This window comes from Azorhizobium sp. AG788 (assembly GCF_004364705.1).
Classification (GTDB): Bacteria; Pseudomonadota; Alphaproteobacteria; order Rhizobiales; family Xanthobacteraceae; genus Azorhizobium; species Azorhizobium caulinodans.
In genome coordinates, this window is sequence record NZ_SOBM01000002.1 from 171,050 (window position 1) to 186,541 (window position 15,492).

The 15,492-nt window shown below is 66.8% G+C and carries 17 protein-coding genes; 10 read left to right on the top strand and 7 right to left on the bottom strand.

Translation table 11 applies throughout. From position 1 onward, the window contains the following. Window positions 1–8 precede the first annotated feature (8 nt). Both DFO45_RS04780 and DFO45_RS04785 read right to left on the bottom strand, forming a co-directional pair. Window positions 9–788: an ABC transporter permease gene (locus tag DFO45_RS04780; RefSeq protein ID WP_012170584.1), complete on the bottom strand. Its 780-nt coding sequence runs from the start codon at window positions 786–788 to the stop codon at window positions 9–11. Next, window positions 785–1,540, bottom strand: a complete 756-nt coding sequence (locus tag DFO45_RS04785) for an ABC transporter ATP-binding protein (RefSeq protein WP_133863992.1) — start codon at window positions 1,538–1,540, stop codon at window positions 785–787. The genes DFO45_RS04780 and DFO45_RS04785 overlap by 4 nt, the downstream gene beginning before the upstream one ends. Before the next feature lie 278 nt (window positions 1,541–1,818). Between DFO45_RS04785 and DFO45_RS04790 the strand changes: the two genes are divergently transcribed. From DFO45_RS04790 to DFO45_RS04830, 9 genes are all read left to right on the top strand, one after another. Next, window positions 1,819–2,361: a GNAT family protein gene (locus DFO45_RS04790; RefSeq protein WP_245517953.1), complete on the top strand. Its 543-nt coding sequence runs from the start codon at window positions 1,819–1,821 to the stop codon at window positions 2,359–2,361. 39 nt (window positions 2,362–2,400) lie between these two features. Continuing rightward, window positions 2,401–2,637 (top strand): acyl carrier protein, encoded by a 237-nt coding sequence (locus DFO45_RS04795; RefSeq protein ID WP_133863994.1) that lies wholly within the window; start codon window positions 2,401–2,403, stop codon window positions 2,635–2,637. 6 nt (window positions 2,638–2,643) lie between these two features. After that, entirely contained in the window at window positions 2,644–3,384 is a 741-nt protein-coding gene (locus DFO45_RS04800; protein ID WP_133863995.1) for a glucose 1-dehydrogenase, read from the top strand. 15 nt (window positions 3,385–3,399) lie between these two features. After that, the gene (locus DFO45_RS04805; RefSeq protein ID WP_133863996.1) at window positions 3,400–4,848 is read left to right on the top strand and encodes an AMP-binding protein; all 1,449 of its coding nucleotides are present in this window, start codon (window positions 3,400–3,402) and stop codon (window positions 4,846–4,848) included. Beyond that, window positions 4,841–5,905 carry an acyl-protein synthetase gene (locus DFO45_RS04810; protein ID WP_133863997.1) on the top strand — a complete coding sequence of 355 codons (1,065 nt, stop codon included), beginning with the start codon at window positions 4,841–4,843 and terminating at the stop codon, window positions 5,903–5,905. The genes DFO45_RS04805 and DFO45_RS04810 overlap by 8 nt, the downstream gene beginning before the upstream one ends. Before the next feature lie 3 nt (window positions 5,906–5,908). Next, window positions 5,909–7,144: an acyl-CoA reductase gene (locus DFO45_RS04815; RefSeq protein WP_133863998.1), complete on the top strand. Its 1,236-nt coding sequence runs from the start codon at window positions 5,909–5,911 to the stop codon at window positions 7,142–7,144. A 182-nt stretch (window positions 7,145–7,326) separates the two neighbouring features. Continuing rightward, entirely contained in the window at window positions 7,327–8,445 is a 1,119-nt protein-coding gene (alr, locus tag DFO45_RS04820) for an alanine racemase (protein WP_133863999.1), read from the top strand. Window positions 8,446–8,481: 36 nt separating this feature from the next. Continuing rightward, window positions 8,482–9,735 (top strand): D-amino acid dehydrogenase, encoded by a 1,254-nt coding sequence (locus DFO45_RS04825; RefSeq protein ID WP_012170593.1) that lies wholly within the window; start codon window positions 8,482–8,484, stop codon window positions 9,733–9,735. Between the two features lie 106 nt (window positions 9,736–9,841). After that, window positions 9,842–10,315: an Lrp/AsnC family transcriptional regulator gene (locus tag DFO45_RS04830; RefSeq protein ID WP_012170594.1), complete on the top strand. Its 474-nt coding sequence runs from the start codon at window positions 9,842–9,844 to the stop codon at window positions 10,313–10,315. On the opposite strand, the gene DFO45_RS04835 is transcribed toward DFO45_RS04830, so the two are convergent. The 5 genes from DFO45_RS04835 to DFO45_RS04855 form a co-directional block, all read right to left on the bottom strand. Then, window positions 10,312–10,950, bottom strand: coding sequence for a LysE family translocator (locus DFO45_RS04835; RefSeq protein ID WP_133864000.1), 639 nt, complete (start codon window positions 10,948–10,950; stop codon window positions 10,312–10,314). The two genes, DFO45_RS04830 and DFO45_RS04835, sit on opposite strands and share 4 nt — an antisense overlap. Before the next feature lie 110 nt (window positions 10,951–11,060). Next, window positions 11,061–12,326: an FAD-binding oxidoreductase gene (locus tag DFO45_RS04840; protein WP_245517954.1), complete on the bottom strand. Its 1,266-nt coding sequence runs from the start codon at window positions 12,324–12,326 to the stop codon at window positions 11,061–11,063. 24 nt (window positions 12,327–12,350) lie between these two features. Next, window positions 12,351–13,082, bottom strand: coding sequence for an amino acid ABC transporter ATP-binding protein (locus tag DFO45_RS04845; RefSeq protein ID WP_133864002.1), 732 nt, complete (start codon window positions 13,080–13,082; stop codon window positions 12,351–12,353). Next, a complete protein-coding gene (locus tag DFO45_RS04850; protein ID WP_133864003.1) occupies window positions 13,079–13,735 on the bottom strand; it encodes an amino acid ABC transporter permease in 657 nt (218 codons plus the stop codon). Before DFO45_RS04850 ends, DFO45_RS04845 begins: the two co-directional genes overlap by 4 nt. Before the next feature lie 110 nt (window positions 13,736–13,845). After that, complete coding sequence (locus tag DFO45_RS04855) at window positions 13,846–14,589, bottom strand: ABC transporter substrate-binding protein (RefSeq protein WP_043879211.1); 744 nt, start codon at window positions 14,587–14,589, stop codon at window positions 13,846–13,848. Between the two features lie 281 nt (window positions 14,590–14,870). On the opposite strand from DFO45_RS04855, the gene DFO45_RS04860 reads away from it, so the two are divergent. Then, entirely contained in the window at window positions 14,871–15,482 is a 612-nt protein-coding gene (locus DFO45_RS04860; protein ID WP_043879212.1) for a cupin domain-containing protein, read from the top strand. The last annotated feature ends 10 nt before the right edge of the window (window positions 15,483–15,492 follow it).

Genomic DNA, 15,492 nt, shown 5'->3' on the forward strand with positions numbered 1-15,492 from the left:
ACGTCCTTTCAGTCGGGGCCGCGTCTGGCGGCGGCCGCATCGGGTACCCAGTACAGGATGCGCCGGAGAAGCACATCGACCAATTGCCACAAGGCCACGGCCATCACCGCGAGGATGAAAAGGGCGGCGAAGCAGAGGGCCGTCTGCATGCGGGCGTTGGCGTTCAGCATCACATAGCCGAGTCCCCCCGCCGCCCCCACCCATTCGCCGATGACCGCCCCGATGGGCGCGACCGCCGCTGCGACCCGCAGCCCGGAGCCGAGCGCCGGCAGCGCCGCCATCAGGCGGATGTGGCGCAATTCGGCCGCGCGGCTGGCCCGCATGGTGCGGGCAAGGTCCAGCCAGCCGGGCTCCGTTCGCCGCAGCCCGTCATGGAAGGTGGCGGCGACGGGAAAGAAGATGATGAGCACCGCCATCATGACCTTGGATGCGAGCCCGAAACCCAGCCACAGCACGAGGATGGGCGCCAGCGCAAAGACCGGGATGGCCTGGCTCACGACGATGAGCGGCGTCAGCCACCGCTGCACGACGGGCGAGGCCGCCATGGCGAGGGCGACCGATGCCCCCATGAGCACGCCGAAGAACAGGCCGAGGCCGATCTCGAGTGCCGTCGTCGCCGCGTGGCCGGCGAGATAGAAGCGCCCGTTCCAGAGCGCCTGAGCCACAAGCGGGGGCGTCGGTAGGATGTAGGGCGGCAGCGCGAAGGCGACCGCGATGAGCCACCACAGGCCGATCAGACCGACTGTCGTCAGGAGGCCGCGCCCCCATCCCGCGAACCGGCGTGTCATGCGGCCTCCGCTATGAGGCGGCGCAGGAGGGCACCCTGGGCTTCCAGCACGGCCGCAGCGTCCGCGGGACGGGGGACGGCGCCCGGCACGGTCATCGGAGAGCCGAGCCGGGCCGGCAGGCCCGAAAGCACACGCATCTCGTGCCCCAGCCGGCAGGCTTCCAGCGGATCGTGCGTGATGAGCAGCACCGTGCGGCCAGCCAGCAGTTCGGCGGCGAGGTCCTGGATCCGGGCGCGGGTGATAGCGTCCAGGGCGGAGAAGGGCTCGTCCATGAGGACGAAGGGCTGGCGCTCATAGAGCGTGCGGGCGATGGCGGCCCGCTGCCGCATGCCGCCGGAAAGGGTCCGGGGCAGGGCCTTGGCGACATCCGCCAGACCTACGCGATTCAGCAGGTCGTGGGCGAAGTCCCGGTCCGCGACCTCCCCACGCAGCCGCGCGCCGAGGGTCACGTTGTCGAGCACGCAGAGCCAGGGCAGCAGGAGATCCTGTTGCGCCATATAGGCCACCCGGTCCGTCACCGGCCGCCCGTCCGAGGCCGTGATCCGGCCCGCATGCGCCGGCACCAGCCCGGCGATGGCCTTCAGCAGGCTGCTCTTGCCCACCCCGCTTGGGCCGAGAAGCGCGGTGGTGCGCCCGCCCGGCAACGTCACGGAGAGGTCGGCGCAGAGGACCTGCGTACCGTACCGTAGGGACAGTCGCTCTATGATGAGGTCCGGCGGTTCGTCCGGCAGGGTGGGGGAAGGCGGGGTCATGAGAACTCGCTCGGGTTCATCGAGGGCGCCCTTCGCACATACACGCGCCATGACGCCGCCGACGGAATGCTCTCGCTCTCATATCCCGTTGAAACATCATAGCGCGAGAGGCGCGGCGCGGTTCCCGACGGCCCGCCGATGCCCTAAATGTGCCGTAGGGGAATACGGCGTGCCATCTTTGCGCAAGCCTCGGCGCGCATACCGTTGAGCAATATATAGGCACGATGAAACCGTTAGGATTGAGTCCCGGTCGGGCGCCGCCCATGAGGAACGAAGGCATGCAACAGGAGGCGGTCGTTCGTCCATCCATCACTTTCAGGCTGCCGACCGACGCGGATTTTCCGGTTCTCGCGGAGATCCGCCGCGACTCGCACATGCAGGCCATGCTGATGGCCATTCCCGACCGTACCGATGACGCCGCCGTGCGGCAGTGGATCGAGCGCCGTGTCAGTGAGCCGAACGGCCTCTTCCGGGTCATCTGTGAAACGCAGGCGCAGGAAGCGCTGGGTTTCATCCAGATCAGCCAGGTCAATACCCGCGATCTTCATGGCTATGGCGCCGTTGCCTTGTCCCGCCGCTGCACCTTTCCCGGTGCGGCCCTGCTGGCCATGCGCGAGCTGATGCGGGCGGCCCGCGCCGATCTCGGCCTGCGCAAGCTCATGGCTGAGATCCGCAGCGACAATGTGGACGCCATCCGCATGAACGAGCTGTGCGGCTACAAGGTCGTCGGCACGCTGGAAAGCCACTTTGCCGATGCCGACAACAAGAGGCACGATGTCCTGCTGCTGCAACGGGTTCTCGTCAGCCAGCGGACGAACTGAACATTGATGCGGTGATTGCGAGGCCGCGCGGGGGGAAAGATGGACATTCAGGAAAAGGTTTTCGCCTCGTTCAAGGAAGCGTTCGATGTGGACGACACCATCGACCGTACGCTCCTTGTCTATCGCGAGCTGCCCGAGTGGAACTCGATCGGCCATATGACCCTCGTCGCAGCGCTCGAAACCGAGTTCGATGCGATGCTGGAGGCGGACGACATCCTCGCCATGAGCAGCTTCGACAAGGCGGTCGAGATCATGTCCAAATATCATTCCCATTGATCTGCCATGCGCATTGAGCTGACAGGGCGCGTCGCCCTCGTGACCGGCGCCTCCCGTGGCATCGGACTTGCCATCGCGCGCCGTCTGGCCGATGCGGGCGCCACCGTCGTGGTCAATGCGCGCCAGTTGGATGAGAGGTTGCTTGAGGGGTGGCCGCAGGATGTGCGGGAGCGCATCATCCTGGAGGCGGGAGACGTGAGCGACCCGGAGGTCGCCCGGCGTATCGTCCGTGGCCTGTTCTCGCGCTTCAAGCGGCTCGACATTCTGGTCAACAACGCCGGCATCATGCGCGCCGCCATGATCGGCATGATCCCGGACGCGGACGTGCGTGCCACGCTCGACGTCAATCTCGGCAGCGCGATCCACATGACGCAGGCCGCTGCACGGCTGATGGCGCGCAGCGGCGGTGCCATCGTGAACGTGGCCTCCATCGTCGGGCTTGAGGGCGCCTCCGGCCAGTTGGCCTATGCGGCGTCCAAGGCCGGCGTTGTGGGCGCCACACGCGCCGCCGCCAAGGAACTGGCCCCGAAGGGCGTGAGGGTCAATGCGGTGGCACCGGGCTATATCGAAACGGACATGACCGCCAACCTCGGCGCGGAGGTGAAGGCGCAGACCCTGAAGACCATCGGTCTCGGCCGCACCGGCACGCCGGAGGATGTGGCCGATGTGGTGCTGTTCCTGTGCTCGGACCTCTCCCGCTACGTGACGGGACAGGTGCTGCGCGTGGACGGCGGCATGGTCATCTGATCGCGGGGCTCAGTCATGACGGATCCCACATGCGCCGGACTGTTTCCCGAGCCGGACGGCACGTCGGATCGCCCGCTGGTGTGGGACGACCGCAGTGGCGTGTGGCGGACTGCCGATGACATCCGCGGCCTCAGCCTGCGCCTTGCCCAGCGGATTGAACGGCCGGGCAAGCAACTCGTCTTTCTCCTCGCCACCAATGCGCCGGAGACGCTGGTCGGACTGCTGGCAGCGGCAGCGGCCGGGCATGCGGTCGCCCTGATCGACCCCACCCTGTCGCCCGACAGGCTGGACGATCTGGTGCGGGACTATCGGCCGGAACTGGTGATCGGCACCGGAGCGGGTGCGCTCTGTCAGCCGGGAAATTGGAATGTCGCGCCGTCCGATGGGGTCTTCCCGGAGATCGCCGCGCGGATCGGGGCTACAGGCCCATCGGACATCCAGCCGGATCTCGGGCTTCTGCTGCTAACCTCCGGCACCACGGGAAGCTCCAAATTCGTGCGCCTGTCCTGGGCTGCGATGACGGCCAATGCCCGGCAGATTGCCGCGAGCCTTGCGATCACTCGCGAGAGCGTCGCGATCGCCCATCTGCCGTTCCATTACTCCTACGGCCTCTCCGTCATCACGTCCCATCTCGCTATGGGCGCGCGCATCGCCTTCATCGACGACGCGCTCACCTCCCCGACCTTCTGGGACAAGGTGGCGGACTGCGGCGGCAGCCATTTTCCGGGTGTGCCGTTCCATTATCGCGTCCTGACCCGGCTCGGCCTTGATCGCGCGCCGTCCTGCGTCACCTGCTTCACGCAGGCGGGCGGTCATCTCGAAGCGCTGACCCAGACGGCGATGATCGCTGCCTGTGAGAAGCGCGGGGCCCGTTTCTACGTGATGTACGGCCAGACGGAGGCGTCCCCGCGCATGTCCTGCGTGCCCAGTGACCGGCTGCTGGAGAAGCTCGGCTCCGTCGGGCTGGCAATGCCGGGGGGGCGTCTCAGCATCATCGATGGCGAGGGACGCCCACTGCCGGCGGGCGAGACCGGCGGCGTTGTCTATGAGGGCCCCAATGTGATGATGGGCTATGCCACCTGCCGCACGGATCTTTCCCTTGGCGATACCACGGGCGGACGCATCGAGACGGGTGACCTCGGTCGTCTGGACGCGGAGGGCTTCCTGTTCCTGTCCGGACGGGCGGCGCGCTTCGCCAAGATCGCCGGATTGCGCCTCAGTCTCGATGACATGGAGCGGCAACTGGCCGCGCTCGGCACGGTCGCCTGCCTTGATCTCGGGGAGCGGATCGCGGTGGTGTTCGAGGGCGATGTCCCGGAGGGCGCCAAGGAGCAGGCAAGAACCCTCGCGCTGGCCTGCAAGATTCCCGCAGCGACCTTCCAGCTCCGGGCCTTGCCCGAGATCCCGCGCAAGACGAGCGGGAAGATGGATTATGCCCGTGCGAAGGAGGCGCTGAATGTTTGAGCCGCTCCTTCAGGCGTCGCCCTATTCGCTGCGGCAGGCGGAGAAGGAGGCGCGGCTGCTGCCAGGCCTCAATGAGCTGACGCGCTTCCACTATGAGCACTGCGCCCCCTATGCCCACATCATCGATGCGGCCTGGGGCGGGCTCAAGGAGGCGCGGAGCATTGCCGACGTTCCGTTCCTGCCCGTGCAGATCTTCAAGCAGCACGAACTGTCCTCCACGGCGGCTCCCACGATTACGCTGCAATCGAGCGGCACGAGCGGGCAGACGCCGAGCCGCATCGTGGTGGACGCGGAAACGGCGGACCGGCAGTCGCGCGCGCTGGTGGCCACCTTCCGGCCCATTCTGGGGGACAGCCGGCTGCCCTTCCTCGCCATCGACACCAAGGACGTCATCAAGCCGAACAATCTGACGGCGCGGGGCGCTGGCGTGCTCGGCATGATGAAGTTCGGCGCCAAGGCGACCTTCGCGCTCGCGCCCGATCTCGAAGTGGACGACGCCGTCATCCGCCGCTTCGTGGAGGCGAACCGGGGGCGTCCGTTCCTGATCTTCGGCTTTACTTTCCTCGTGTGGACGAAGCTGTTCGACCATTATGCCGACGGTGAACTGGATCTCTCCGATGCCATTCTCGTCCATTCCGGCGGCTGGAAGAAACTCGAGGAAAAGAGGGTCTCCAACGCCGTCTTCCGTGCGTCTCTGAAGCGGCGTTTCAACGTCGAAAAGATCTACAATTTCTATGGTTTCGTGGAGCAGATCGGCTCCATGTTCGTGGAAGGCCCCGGTGGGCTGCTCTACCCGCCCAACTTCACCGATGCGATCGTCCGCCGTCCCGGCAGTTGGGATGTGGCGCCGGAGGGGGAGGAGGGCGTTCTCCAGGTGGTGTCGCTTCTGCCCAAATCCTATCCCGGCCACAGCGTGTTGACCGAGGATCGGGGAATGGTGGTCGCCACCGATGCCGGGCAGGATGGCCACTACGGCAAGGCGATCGTGGTGGCCGGCCGTGTTGCCAAGGCCGAGCTGCGCGGATGCAGCGACATCATCGCGGCCGAGGCGCGCTAGGCCATGGACAGGGCACAGAAGATCATTACGCAGTTCGGCCCCAACGGGCGCCGGTCCACGCTGGATGCGCAGGAACTCTGTGCGCGCCTCGACGCTGCGCGCCAGACGCTGCCGCATCCCTTCGAGGCGGAGCGGGTCCGGATCGTGGCTTCCGTGGCCGACGCGATCAGCCGGCACAAGGGCGAGCTGTCACCTGCCATCCGGTATCTCGGTTTCTGGACACGGGCGGCGGCGCTGAAGCAGCTGGAGCGCAGCTTCGCGGCCACCATCCCGCCCCACACGCTGCGCCGGCCGCGGGGAATGACTTTCCACCTGCCGCCGCGCAACGTCGAGACCATCTTCCTTTATTCGTGGATCCTGTCCTTCCTCGCCGGAAACGCCAACATCGTGCGCCTGCCGCAGGAGGTGAGCGGCACGGTCGGATGGGTTCTGGACCTGTTCCTTGCGGCGCTCGATGCGTCCAGCGAGCGGTCGCAGCTCTTCGTGCATTATCCGCTCGATACGGACCTCAGCGCGCTCATCTCCGCCCATAGCGATGCCAGGATGGTCTGGGGCGGTGATGCCAAGGTGGGGGCCTTCGAGCGCCTGCCGCTTAGGAACGGCGGCAAGTCGCTGTGGTTCGGCGACCGCTCGTCGCTCTGTCTTCTGGACGGCGCGGCGGTGGGTGCGCTTGGTCCAGCGGAGCGCGAGGCGCTGGCGCAGAAATTCTTCAACGACGTTTTCGTTTTCGACCAGATGGCCTGCTCCTCCCCGCAGGCGCTTTATGTGGTCGGCACGCCGACGGCGCATCTGGAAGGCGTCCGCGACCTGCTGGCGGCCATCGGCCACGTCGCGGCGGCCAAGGGCGCCATCGGCGCGGCCGGGCACCAGATCGCCAAGATGACGGCGGCCTTTTCGGCTGCGGCGTCCGGGGACGTGATCGACTTGTCCTGGCGGGGTACGGAGCTCACCACCGTCGTCTCCGGCGTGGCCGAGCGTGTGGACCGGCGGATCGGCGGCGGCTTCCTCTCCGTGGTGTTCCTCCCCGATCTCGATGCCCTCAACGGCGTGCTGCGGGAGCGGGACCAGACCATCACGCATTTCGGTTTCTCGGAAGACGCCATCCGTCTGGCGGCCGAGCGCAATCTCGGCCCTGGCGTGTCGCGCTGGACGCCCGTGGGCTCAGCGCTTGATTTCGACAGCGTGTGGGACGGGTACGACATCCTGTCCGAACTGACCCGCGCCTGCCGTGTCGGTTGAGGTCGCGAGGAACGAGTCCCTGCGCAGGACGGACGGTCTCTCAAACGGCTTCGCGTTTCGTGCGTGGCCTCGAACGGAGTTGTGATATCAGCATTAAAATCCGCTGTTTCGTGCAGTGAATGCGCGGAAATGCGGATGATCCTGCCGTAAACTCTGCACTGCAAAACGGCGCGGATGATGCCATGAACGATTATCGGGCGAAAACCATGCTTGCGGATGGCGGCTGTGGTGTCCTCACCATCGATCTCGGTGCCCTCGCGCGCAATTATCGCAAGCTGAAGGAGACTGCCGCGCCTGCAGCCGTCGCTGCCGTGGTGAAGGCCGATGCCTACGGGCTTGGGGCTGGGCTCGTCAGCGAGCGCCTCTATGCGGAAGGCTGCCGGCACTTCTTCGTCGCCCATTTCGTCGAGGCTGTGCGCCTGCGCCCGACCCTGCCGGTGGAAGCGACCCTTCTCGTCCTTAACGGCCTGATGCCGGGCGAGGAGGAGCACGCGGCGGACCTGGGCGTGACGCCGGTCATCAATTGCCTTGAGCAGGCGGTCGCCTGGGCGACAGAGGCGAAGGTCCGTGGAACACGCCTCAAGGCCGCGATCCAGATTGATACCGGCATGTCTCGCCTCGGTCTGTCGGAGGCGGATGTCGCGTACTTGCGGGCAGACAGCCTGTTCGCCGAAGCGGTCGAGCCCATCCTTCTCATGAGCCATCTCGCCTGTGCCGACACGCCGGCCGCTCCGGCGAGCGACGGCCAGCTGGCCGTCATGCAGCGTGTTGCAGCACACTTCCCCGGGCTGCCGGTGTCGCTCGCCAATTCCGGCGGCGTCTTCCTTGGCGGCGCCTTCCATTTCGCCCTCGCGCGGCCGGGCATTGCCGTTTATGGCGGCGCGCCCGTGAGCGACGTTGCCAATCCCATGGAGCCGGTGGTCCGCATCGACATCCCGGTCATCCAGGCGCGAACCGTGCCGGCGGGCACGGCGGTGGGCTATGGCGGCACCTTCGTCACCACCGGCAAGACGCGGCTCGCGACGCTGAGCGGCGGCTATGCGGACGGCATTCCACGTCATCTCAGCTCCAGGGGCGCCCTCTACTATCAGGGCGTGCGATTGCCCATCGCCGGGCGCGTCTCCATGGACAGCCTCACGGTGGATGCCTCGGCGCTGCCGGAAGGGGCCCTCCGGCTCGGCACCATGGTCGAATTCGTCGGCCCCAGCCAATCGCTGGAACAGGTGGCCGCCGACGCCTGCACCATCTCCTACGAGATCCTGACCCGCCTCGGCCGTCGCTATCGCCGGGTCTACATCTGACTATTCCAACAAGAACAAGACCATACAGAGGGTGACATGCGGATCATCGTTCTGGGCGCCGGCGTCATCGGCGTTACCTCCGCCTATTTCCTGGCGAAGGCCGGCCATGAGGTGACGGTGCTCGACCGGCAGGCAGGACCGGCGCTGGAAACGAGCTATGCCAATGCCGGCGAAGTGTCGCCGGGCTATTCCTCGCCCTGGGCAGCGCCAGGAATTCCCATGAAGGCCGCCAAGTGGCTGTTCATGAAGCACGCCCCGCTCATCGTCCGCCCGACGCTCGATCCGGTGACCTGGCGCTGGATGCTCCAGATGCTCGCCAACTGCACCTCGGCCCGCTATGCGGTGAACAAGGGCCGCATGGTGCGCATCGCCGAATACAGCCGCGATGTGCTCATGCAACTGCGGGCCGATACGGGCATCCGCTATGACGAGCGCATGCAGGGCACGCTGGAAGTGTTCCGCAGCCAGAAGCAGCTCGACGGCATCGCCAAGGACATCGCCGTCCTGAAGGCGGACGGCGTGCCGTTCGAGGTTCTGGACCGCGAAGGCTGCGTGCAGGTGGAGCCGGGCCTCAAGCCCGCCGCCCACAAGATCGTCGGCGGCCTGCGCCTGCCGGGCGACGAGACCGGCGACTGCTTCCTCTTCACCAATGCCTTGGCCAAGCTCGCTGAGGGCCTGGGCGTGCGCTTCGTCTACAATGTGGACCTGAAGCGCCTGCGCCGGGATGGCGACCGCATCGCGGCCGTCGAGACCGCGCAGGGCGATTACATCGCAGACAGCTATGTGGCGGCGCTCGGCAGCTACATGCCGGGCTTCCTCGCCCCGCTCGGCCTCGACCTGCCCATCTATCCCGTGAAGGGCTATTCCATCACCGTGCCGATCCTCGACGAGGCCAAGGCCCCCGTCTCCACCGTGATGGACGAATATTACAAGATCGCCATCACCCGCCTCGGCTCGCGCATCCGCGTCGGCGGCATGGCGGAGATCGCCCGCTTCAACAAGGATCTGCCGCCCGCCCGCCAGGCGACGCTCACCCTCTCGGTGGAAGACCTGTTCGGCGGCGCCGGCGACCAGAAGAAGGCGGAGTTCTGGTGCGGCCTGCGCCCCATGACGCCGGATGGCACGCCCATCATCGGCAAGACGAAGTTCGGCAACCTGTTCCTGAACGGTGGCCACGGCACGCTCGGCTGGACCATGTCCTGCGGGTCCGCCCGTCTCCTGTCCGACATCATCTCCGGTGCCAAACCCGAAATCTCCACCGAAGGGCTGGATCTCTCCCGCTATCGCTGAGCCGACGCCCGGGGGGCGTTTTCCGCGCGCCGCGGTTTGGCGTAAGAGGCAGGGCCGGCATTGTCCGGCCCTGTCCTGTTCTGACGATGCGACACGGCTGAAGCCCATGCACGAGATTGACGCGATCGACCGGAAGATCATCCGCCAGCTGCGGCTCGATGCCCGCATCTCCAATGTGGATCTCGGCAAGGTGGTGGGGCTGTCCCCGTCCGCCTGTCACCGCCGCATTGCGCTGATGGAGAAGGCCGGCATCATCACCGGCTATACGGCGCTCACCGACATGACAGCCGGCGCCCCGTCCATCGCCGTCATCATCCAGATCACGCTGGAGCGGCAGACGGAGGAATATCTGAACCGCTTCGAGCTTGCGGTGCGCAAGTTTCCTGAAATCCGCGAATGCCTGCTGATGACCGGCCTCTCGGACTATGTGCTGCGGGTGGACGTGGAGAATGCGCTGGAGTTCGAGCGCATTCACAAGGAAATCCTGTCTGTTCTTCCCGGTGTGCTGCGCATCAATTCCAACTTCGCCATCCGCAACGTGCTCGCCGACCGGCGGGTTGCGGCGCGGCCGGAGGATTAGCCCCGGCGTTCCAGCGCGAGGCGCAGGCCGAAGGCCACCAGCACGCATCCGGTGACGGCGTCGAGCGCCCGGCGTACGGTGGGGCTCTGGAGCACGCGGGCGAAGGGACGTGTTGCGCCGACCAGCAGCGCGAACCAGCTCATGCCCATCGCCACATGGATGGCAGCGAGGCCAAAGCTGAAGGCCACCACCGGCATGTCCGGCGGCACGAACTGGGGCAGGAACGTCACGTAGAAGAGGCCGACCTTCGGGTTCAGCAGATTGGTCATCAGGCCGCGCCAGAACCAGTTGCCGGCTGAGGCGTTACGGGGTGCGACCACCGTCGCTCTGGCACCACCGCCGGGGCGCAGTGCTGCCAGAAGCATGCGGCCGCCGAGCCACAGCAGATACAGGCTGCCGACGACCTTGAGCACCATATAGGCGGTTTCCGACACCGCCAGCAGCGCCCCGAGGCCCAGCGAGGCGATCAGCCCCCAGAGCAGCACGCCTGCCGAGACGCCCGCACCCGCCTGCAAGGCCGGGCGCGGCCCTTCCACGGCAGCGGTGCGGAGCACGAGCGCCGTGTCGAGGCCGGGCGTGATGACCAGCAGTGCGGCCGCGAGGGAAAAGGCGATCACCGCCGAAACCGGGTCCATGGCGCCTCCGCGCGGGGCGACGCGAAGACCTCCGGCCGCCCCCTGTTCCTCCGGCCGCTTCGGGCCATTCGGATCTGAATAGCCGCCGGGCACGTGGATCGCCAGTGGGCTCAGCGCTCCAGCGCGTCCTGCAGGCGATACCAGGAGATGGCCGCCGAGGCGTAGAGTGGATGCAGGTCATGCACCGGCATGGGCCGGATGGGCGAGACGGTGAGCGGAAGGGGAGAGGTCTCGTCCAGCAGGTGGGCGCCGATGGCGGTGCCGAGGGCACTCGCCATGGCGACGCCTCGCCCGTTGTAGCCGAGCGCCGCGATGAGGCTAGGTGCGGGTTTGTGGACATGGGGCAGATGGTCCGGCGTCATGGCCACGCGCCCGGTCCAGTGGAAGTCGAGCGTCATGGTGCGCGTCTGCGGGAAGAAGTGATGGAGGGCCCCGATGATGCGGTGATAGTCGCCCGGCCCCGTCGGTTCGCGGAAGGTGCCGCGCCCACCCATCATCAGCCGGTTGCCGGGGCCGATGCGGAAATAATTGCCGATGCGCCGGGTATCGGAGACCACAGGTCCGTCCGGCAGGATGCGGGCCAGCATCTCGGGCGGCAGCGGCGCGGTGGCCACCTGGAAGCTGCTTGCGGGCACCATCGTCGCCCGGAGGCCGGGCCAGAGCCGATCCGTATAGCCGTTGGTGGCGAGCAGCACCGTCTGCGCCGCGACCGTCGCGCCATTGGCCGTGGTCGCCTGCCACTGCGTGCCATTGCGCGCAAGGCGGGTCACGGGGCTCTCGCCATGGACGCGAACGCCAGCGGCCAAGGCGGCGCGGGCCAGCCCGAGGGCGTAGTTGAGAGGGTGCAGCGCGCCAGCGCGCCGGTCGATCCAGCCGCCGGCGAAGCCCTCACTGCCGATGGCGCGGGCCATGGCGGGCGCATCGAGCCACTGGACCGGCGCGCCGCGCTTCGCCCATTGGCCCATGCGCTTTTCGATCGCCGGCAGGTGGCTGGTCTTCACGCTGGCCTGGATCCAGCCAGAGCGCCGGGCCTCGCAGGCGATCGCGTATTTTTCGATTAGCGCGAAGACCTGATCGGCGGCCTTGCCCACGAAATCCGTGGTCGCCTCGCCGAACAGGGTGTCGAGCGTATCGGGATCGTATTTCAGGCCGGGAATGATCTGCCCGCCATTGCGCCCGCTGGCGCCAAAACCGGGCGCCACCGCATCGAGCACCACCACCGAGGCGCCGCCTTCCGCGAGCCGCAAGGCGGCGGAGAGGCCGGTGAAGCCCGCGCCCACCACCAGCACGTCGCAGCGCGCCGCGCCCGTGAGGGGCGGCGTATCCGGTGCAGGGGCGGCGGTGGCGGCCCAGATGGAGGCGGCAGAGGTTGTCATGGGCATATGTCCGAAGCGGCCGGGTCAGACCGGATGGGTGACGCGGCGCAGGAAATCCTGCGTGCGCTCGTGGCGGGGGTGGTGCAGCACCTCGCGGGCGGGGCCTTCCTCGACGATGCGGCCGCCATCGAGGAACAGCACCCGGTCCGCCACCTCGCGGGCGAACTGAATCTCGTGCGTGACCACCAGCATGGTCATGTGCTCCTCGGCAAGTGCGCGCATGACCTGGAGCACCTCGCCCACCATCTCGGGATCGAGCGCCGAGGTGGGCTCGTCGAACAGGATGGCCTGCGGGCGCATAGCGAGCGCACGGGCGATGGCCACGCGCTGCTGCTGGCCGCCGGACAAAGAGGCGGGATAGGCATCGGTCTTGGCGCTGAGGCCCACACGGGCGAGCAATCCCTCGGCCCGCTCACGCACCTCCCGCTTATCCTCGCCCAGAACGAAGACGGGACCTTCCATCACGTTTTCCAGCGCGGTGCGGTTGGGAAACAGGTTGAAGCGCTGGAACACCATGGACACGCGGGTGCGGATGGCATGGATGCTGGAGGCGCGGGCATGCACCACCGTCGTGTCGACGGTGATGCGGCCCTTCTGATAGGTCTCGAGCCCGTTCACGCAGCGCAGCAGGGTGGATTTGCCGGAGCCTGACGGACCGATGAGGCAGACCACCTGCCCCTTGCCCACCTCCGCATCGATGCCCTTCAGAACCTCATGGTTCCCGAAGGACTTGTGCACGTCCTCGAAGCGGATCATCGGGCTTTCCCCAGGCGCAGTTCGAGCTGGCGCATCACGATGTTCAGCGGCACCGTGAGGCACAGATAGAGCAGGGCCACAAGCGTGAAGATGGTCATGTTGTTGAAGGTGGAGGACGCCAGCATCTTGCCCTGCATGGTCAGCTCGGCCACCGAGATCACCGAGACCTGCGAGGAATCCTTCAGCAGCATGACGATGTTGTTGCCATAGGGCGGCAGCACGATCTTGAAGGCCTGCGGCAGGATCACCCGGCGCATCATGAGCGGGCGCTTCATGCCGATGGACTTGGCCGCTTCCACTTGCCCCCGGTCCACCGCCTCGATGCCCGCGCGGAAGGTTTCGCCGATGTAGCAGGAATAGGTGAGGGCGAGACCGATGACGCCGGCCTGGAAGGCGGAAAGATCGATGCCGAAGTCCGGCATGACGAAATAGATGTAGAACAGGATCACGAGGATCGGTACGCCGCGCACCAGTTCCACGAACACCCGCGTGGGGGCGGCAAGCATCGGCACGCCGGAGGTGCGCAGCAGCGCCCAGACGAGACCGAGGGCGGTGGACAGGCACAGCGCCAGCGCCGTGACGGCGATGGTCAGCCACAGCCCCTTGATGAGGATGGGCAGATATTCAGAGGATTGGGCGAGAAAGGCGGACATGCGTGCCCCATGGCGGGCCAACGGATGCGACGGCGGGCCGTCGCGGCACCTGTGCTTGCCGGCGTGGTGGGCCGGGGACGGACGGCGCGGCGCGCCGCCCGCGTTGTCGATCAGAGGCCGTAGGCGGCGAAGATCTTGTCCAGCTCGCCGCTCGCCTTGAGCTTGAGGATGGCGGCATTGACCTTGGTCAGCAGGGCCGGATTGTCCTTGGCGATGGCGAGGGCGACCTGACCTTCCTTGAGCGGCTTGTAGCCCTTCACGAGCCGCACGCCGAGGCCGGGGTTCTTGGCGATCTGGTAGGCGATGATCGGCTGATCGCCAAAGCCCGCCTTGATGCGGCCGAGCTTCACGTCGCGCATGATGTCGGCAATGCTCTCGTAGAGCTTCACTTCGCTGAAGATGTTCAGGGCCTTCAGGCTGTCGGCGAAGGTGGTGCCCACCTGCGCGCCCACCACCTGGCCCTTGAGGTCGTCGAGCGTGACATCCTTGGCGTCGGCGGCCACGAACATGGCGTCGCCATAGGTATAGACCGGTTCGCTGAAATCCACGACCTTGCGGCGCTCGTCGGTGGCGAGCATGCCGGCGGAGATGACGTCGATCTTGTGGGTGCTGAGCGAGGGCACCAGCGCCGAGAAGGCGGTCAGCTCGAAGGTGGGCTTCAGGCCGACTTCGGTCGCGATCGCCTTGGCGAGGTCCACCATGGCGCCGGTGGGCTGCTGGGTGGTGGTGTCCACGAAGGTGAAGGGAACGCCCGTGGTGGTGACGCCCACCTTGAAGCTCTCCTGCGCCATCACGGGTGCGGAGAAGCCCACTGCGATGCCGACCGCCAGAGCGGCGAGAGATTTCAGAAACATGCTGTCTCCTGTTCCGCGCTCTGGCATCCGGGCGCGCGCAAGCGCTCGCCGTCCGGCGCGTGTTGGTTCCGCCTCGAAGGATCGGCAGCGCGGGATGGCTGCCTTGGCCGGCCCGCTTCGGCACCGGCGCATCCACTATAAGCCAACGATGCACCTCGGCAATGCCCGTGACGCGCAAAATTTCACTTTTATGAAAATGGGAACTGTGCGACGTCTTTCGTAATTCGATGAACTCTGTGATGGGCCATCGGAAATCGTTTCATTCAGGGATCGTTTTCACGATGGTGAAGGGGCGGGCCGAAGTGGCGTCAACCGAGGACGAGGCGGCGAGCGAGCATGATCGTGCCTTCGGGTCCAGCATCCGCGAGGCGCGGCTCGCGCGCGGGCTGTCGCTCCAGCGCGTGGCGGATGCGGCCGGTCTGTCGGTGGGGTTGCTCAGCCAGGTGGAGCGCGGGATTTCCTCGCCCTCCGTGCGCGTGCTGCGGGCGATCTGCGGTGCCCTTGGAGTCACCGTGCAATCGCTGTTCGGGGAGGACGGGGCTCCGCTTTCGGAAAGCCGTCATGTGATGCGGCCCTACCAGCGTCGAAGGCTCGATCTCGGGGCCAAGGGCATCGTGAAGGAGTTCCTCAGCCGGAGCGACCTCAGCACGCTGCAGATCATGGAAATCATCCTCGCGCCCGGCGGCAGCTCCGGCGAGGAGGCCTATAACCACATCGGCGAGGAAGGCGGCGTGGTGGTGGAAGGCGCGATGGAACTCGTCATTGACGGCACCGTGCACCGCCTCATGCAGGGGGATTCCTTCGCCTTCGAGAGCGCCCTGCCGCACAAGTTCCGCAACCTCTCGGAGGGCGTCACACGCGTGCTCTGGATCACCACGCCGCCGGTGTGGTGAGGCCGGCGGC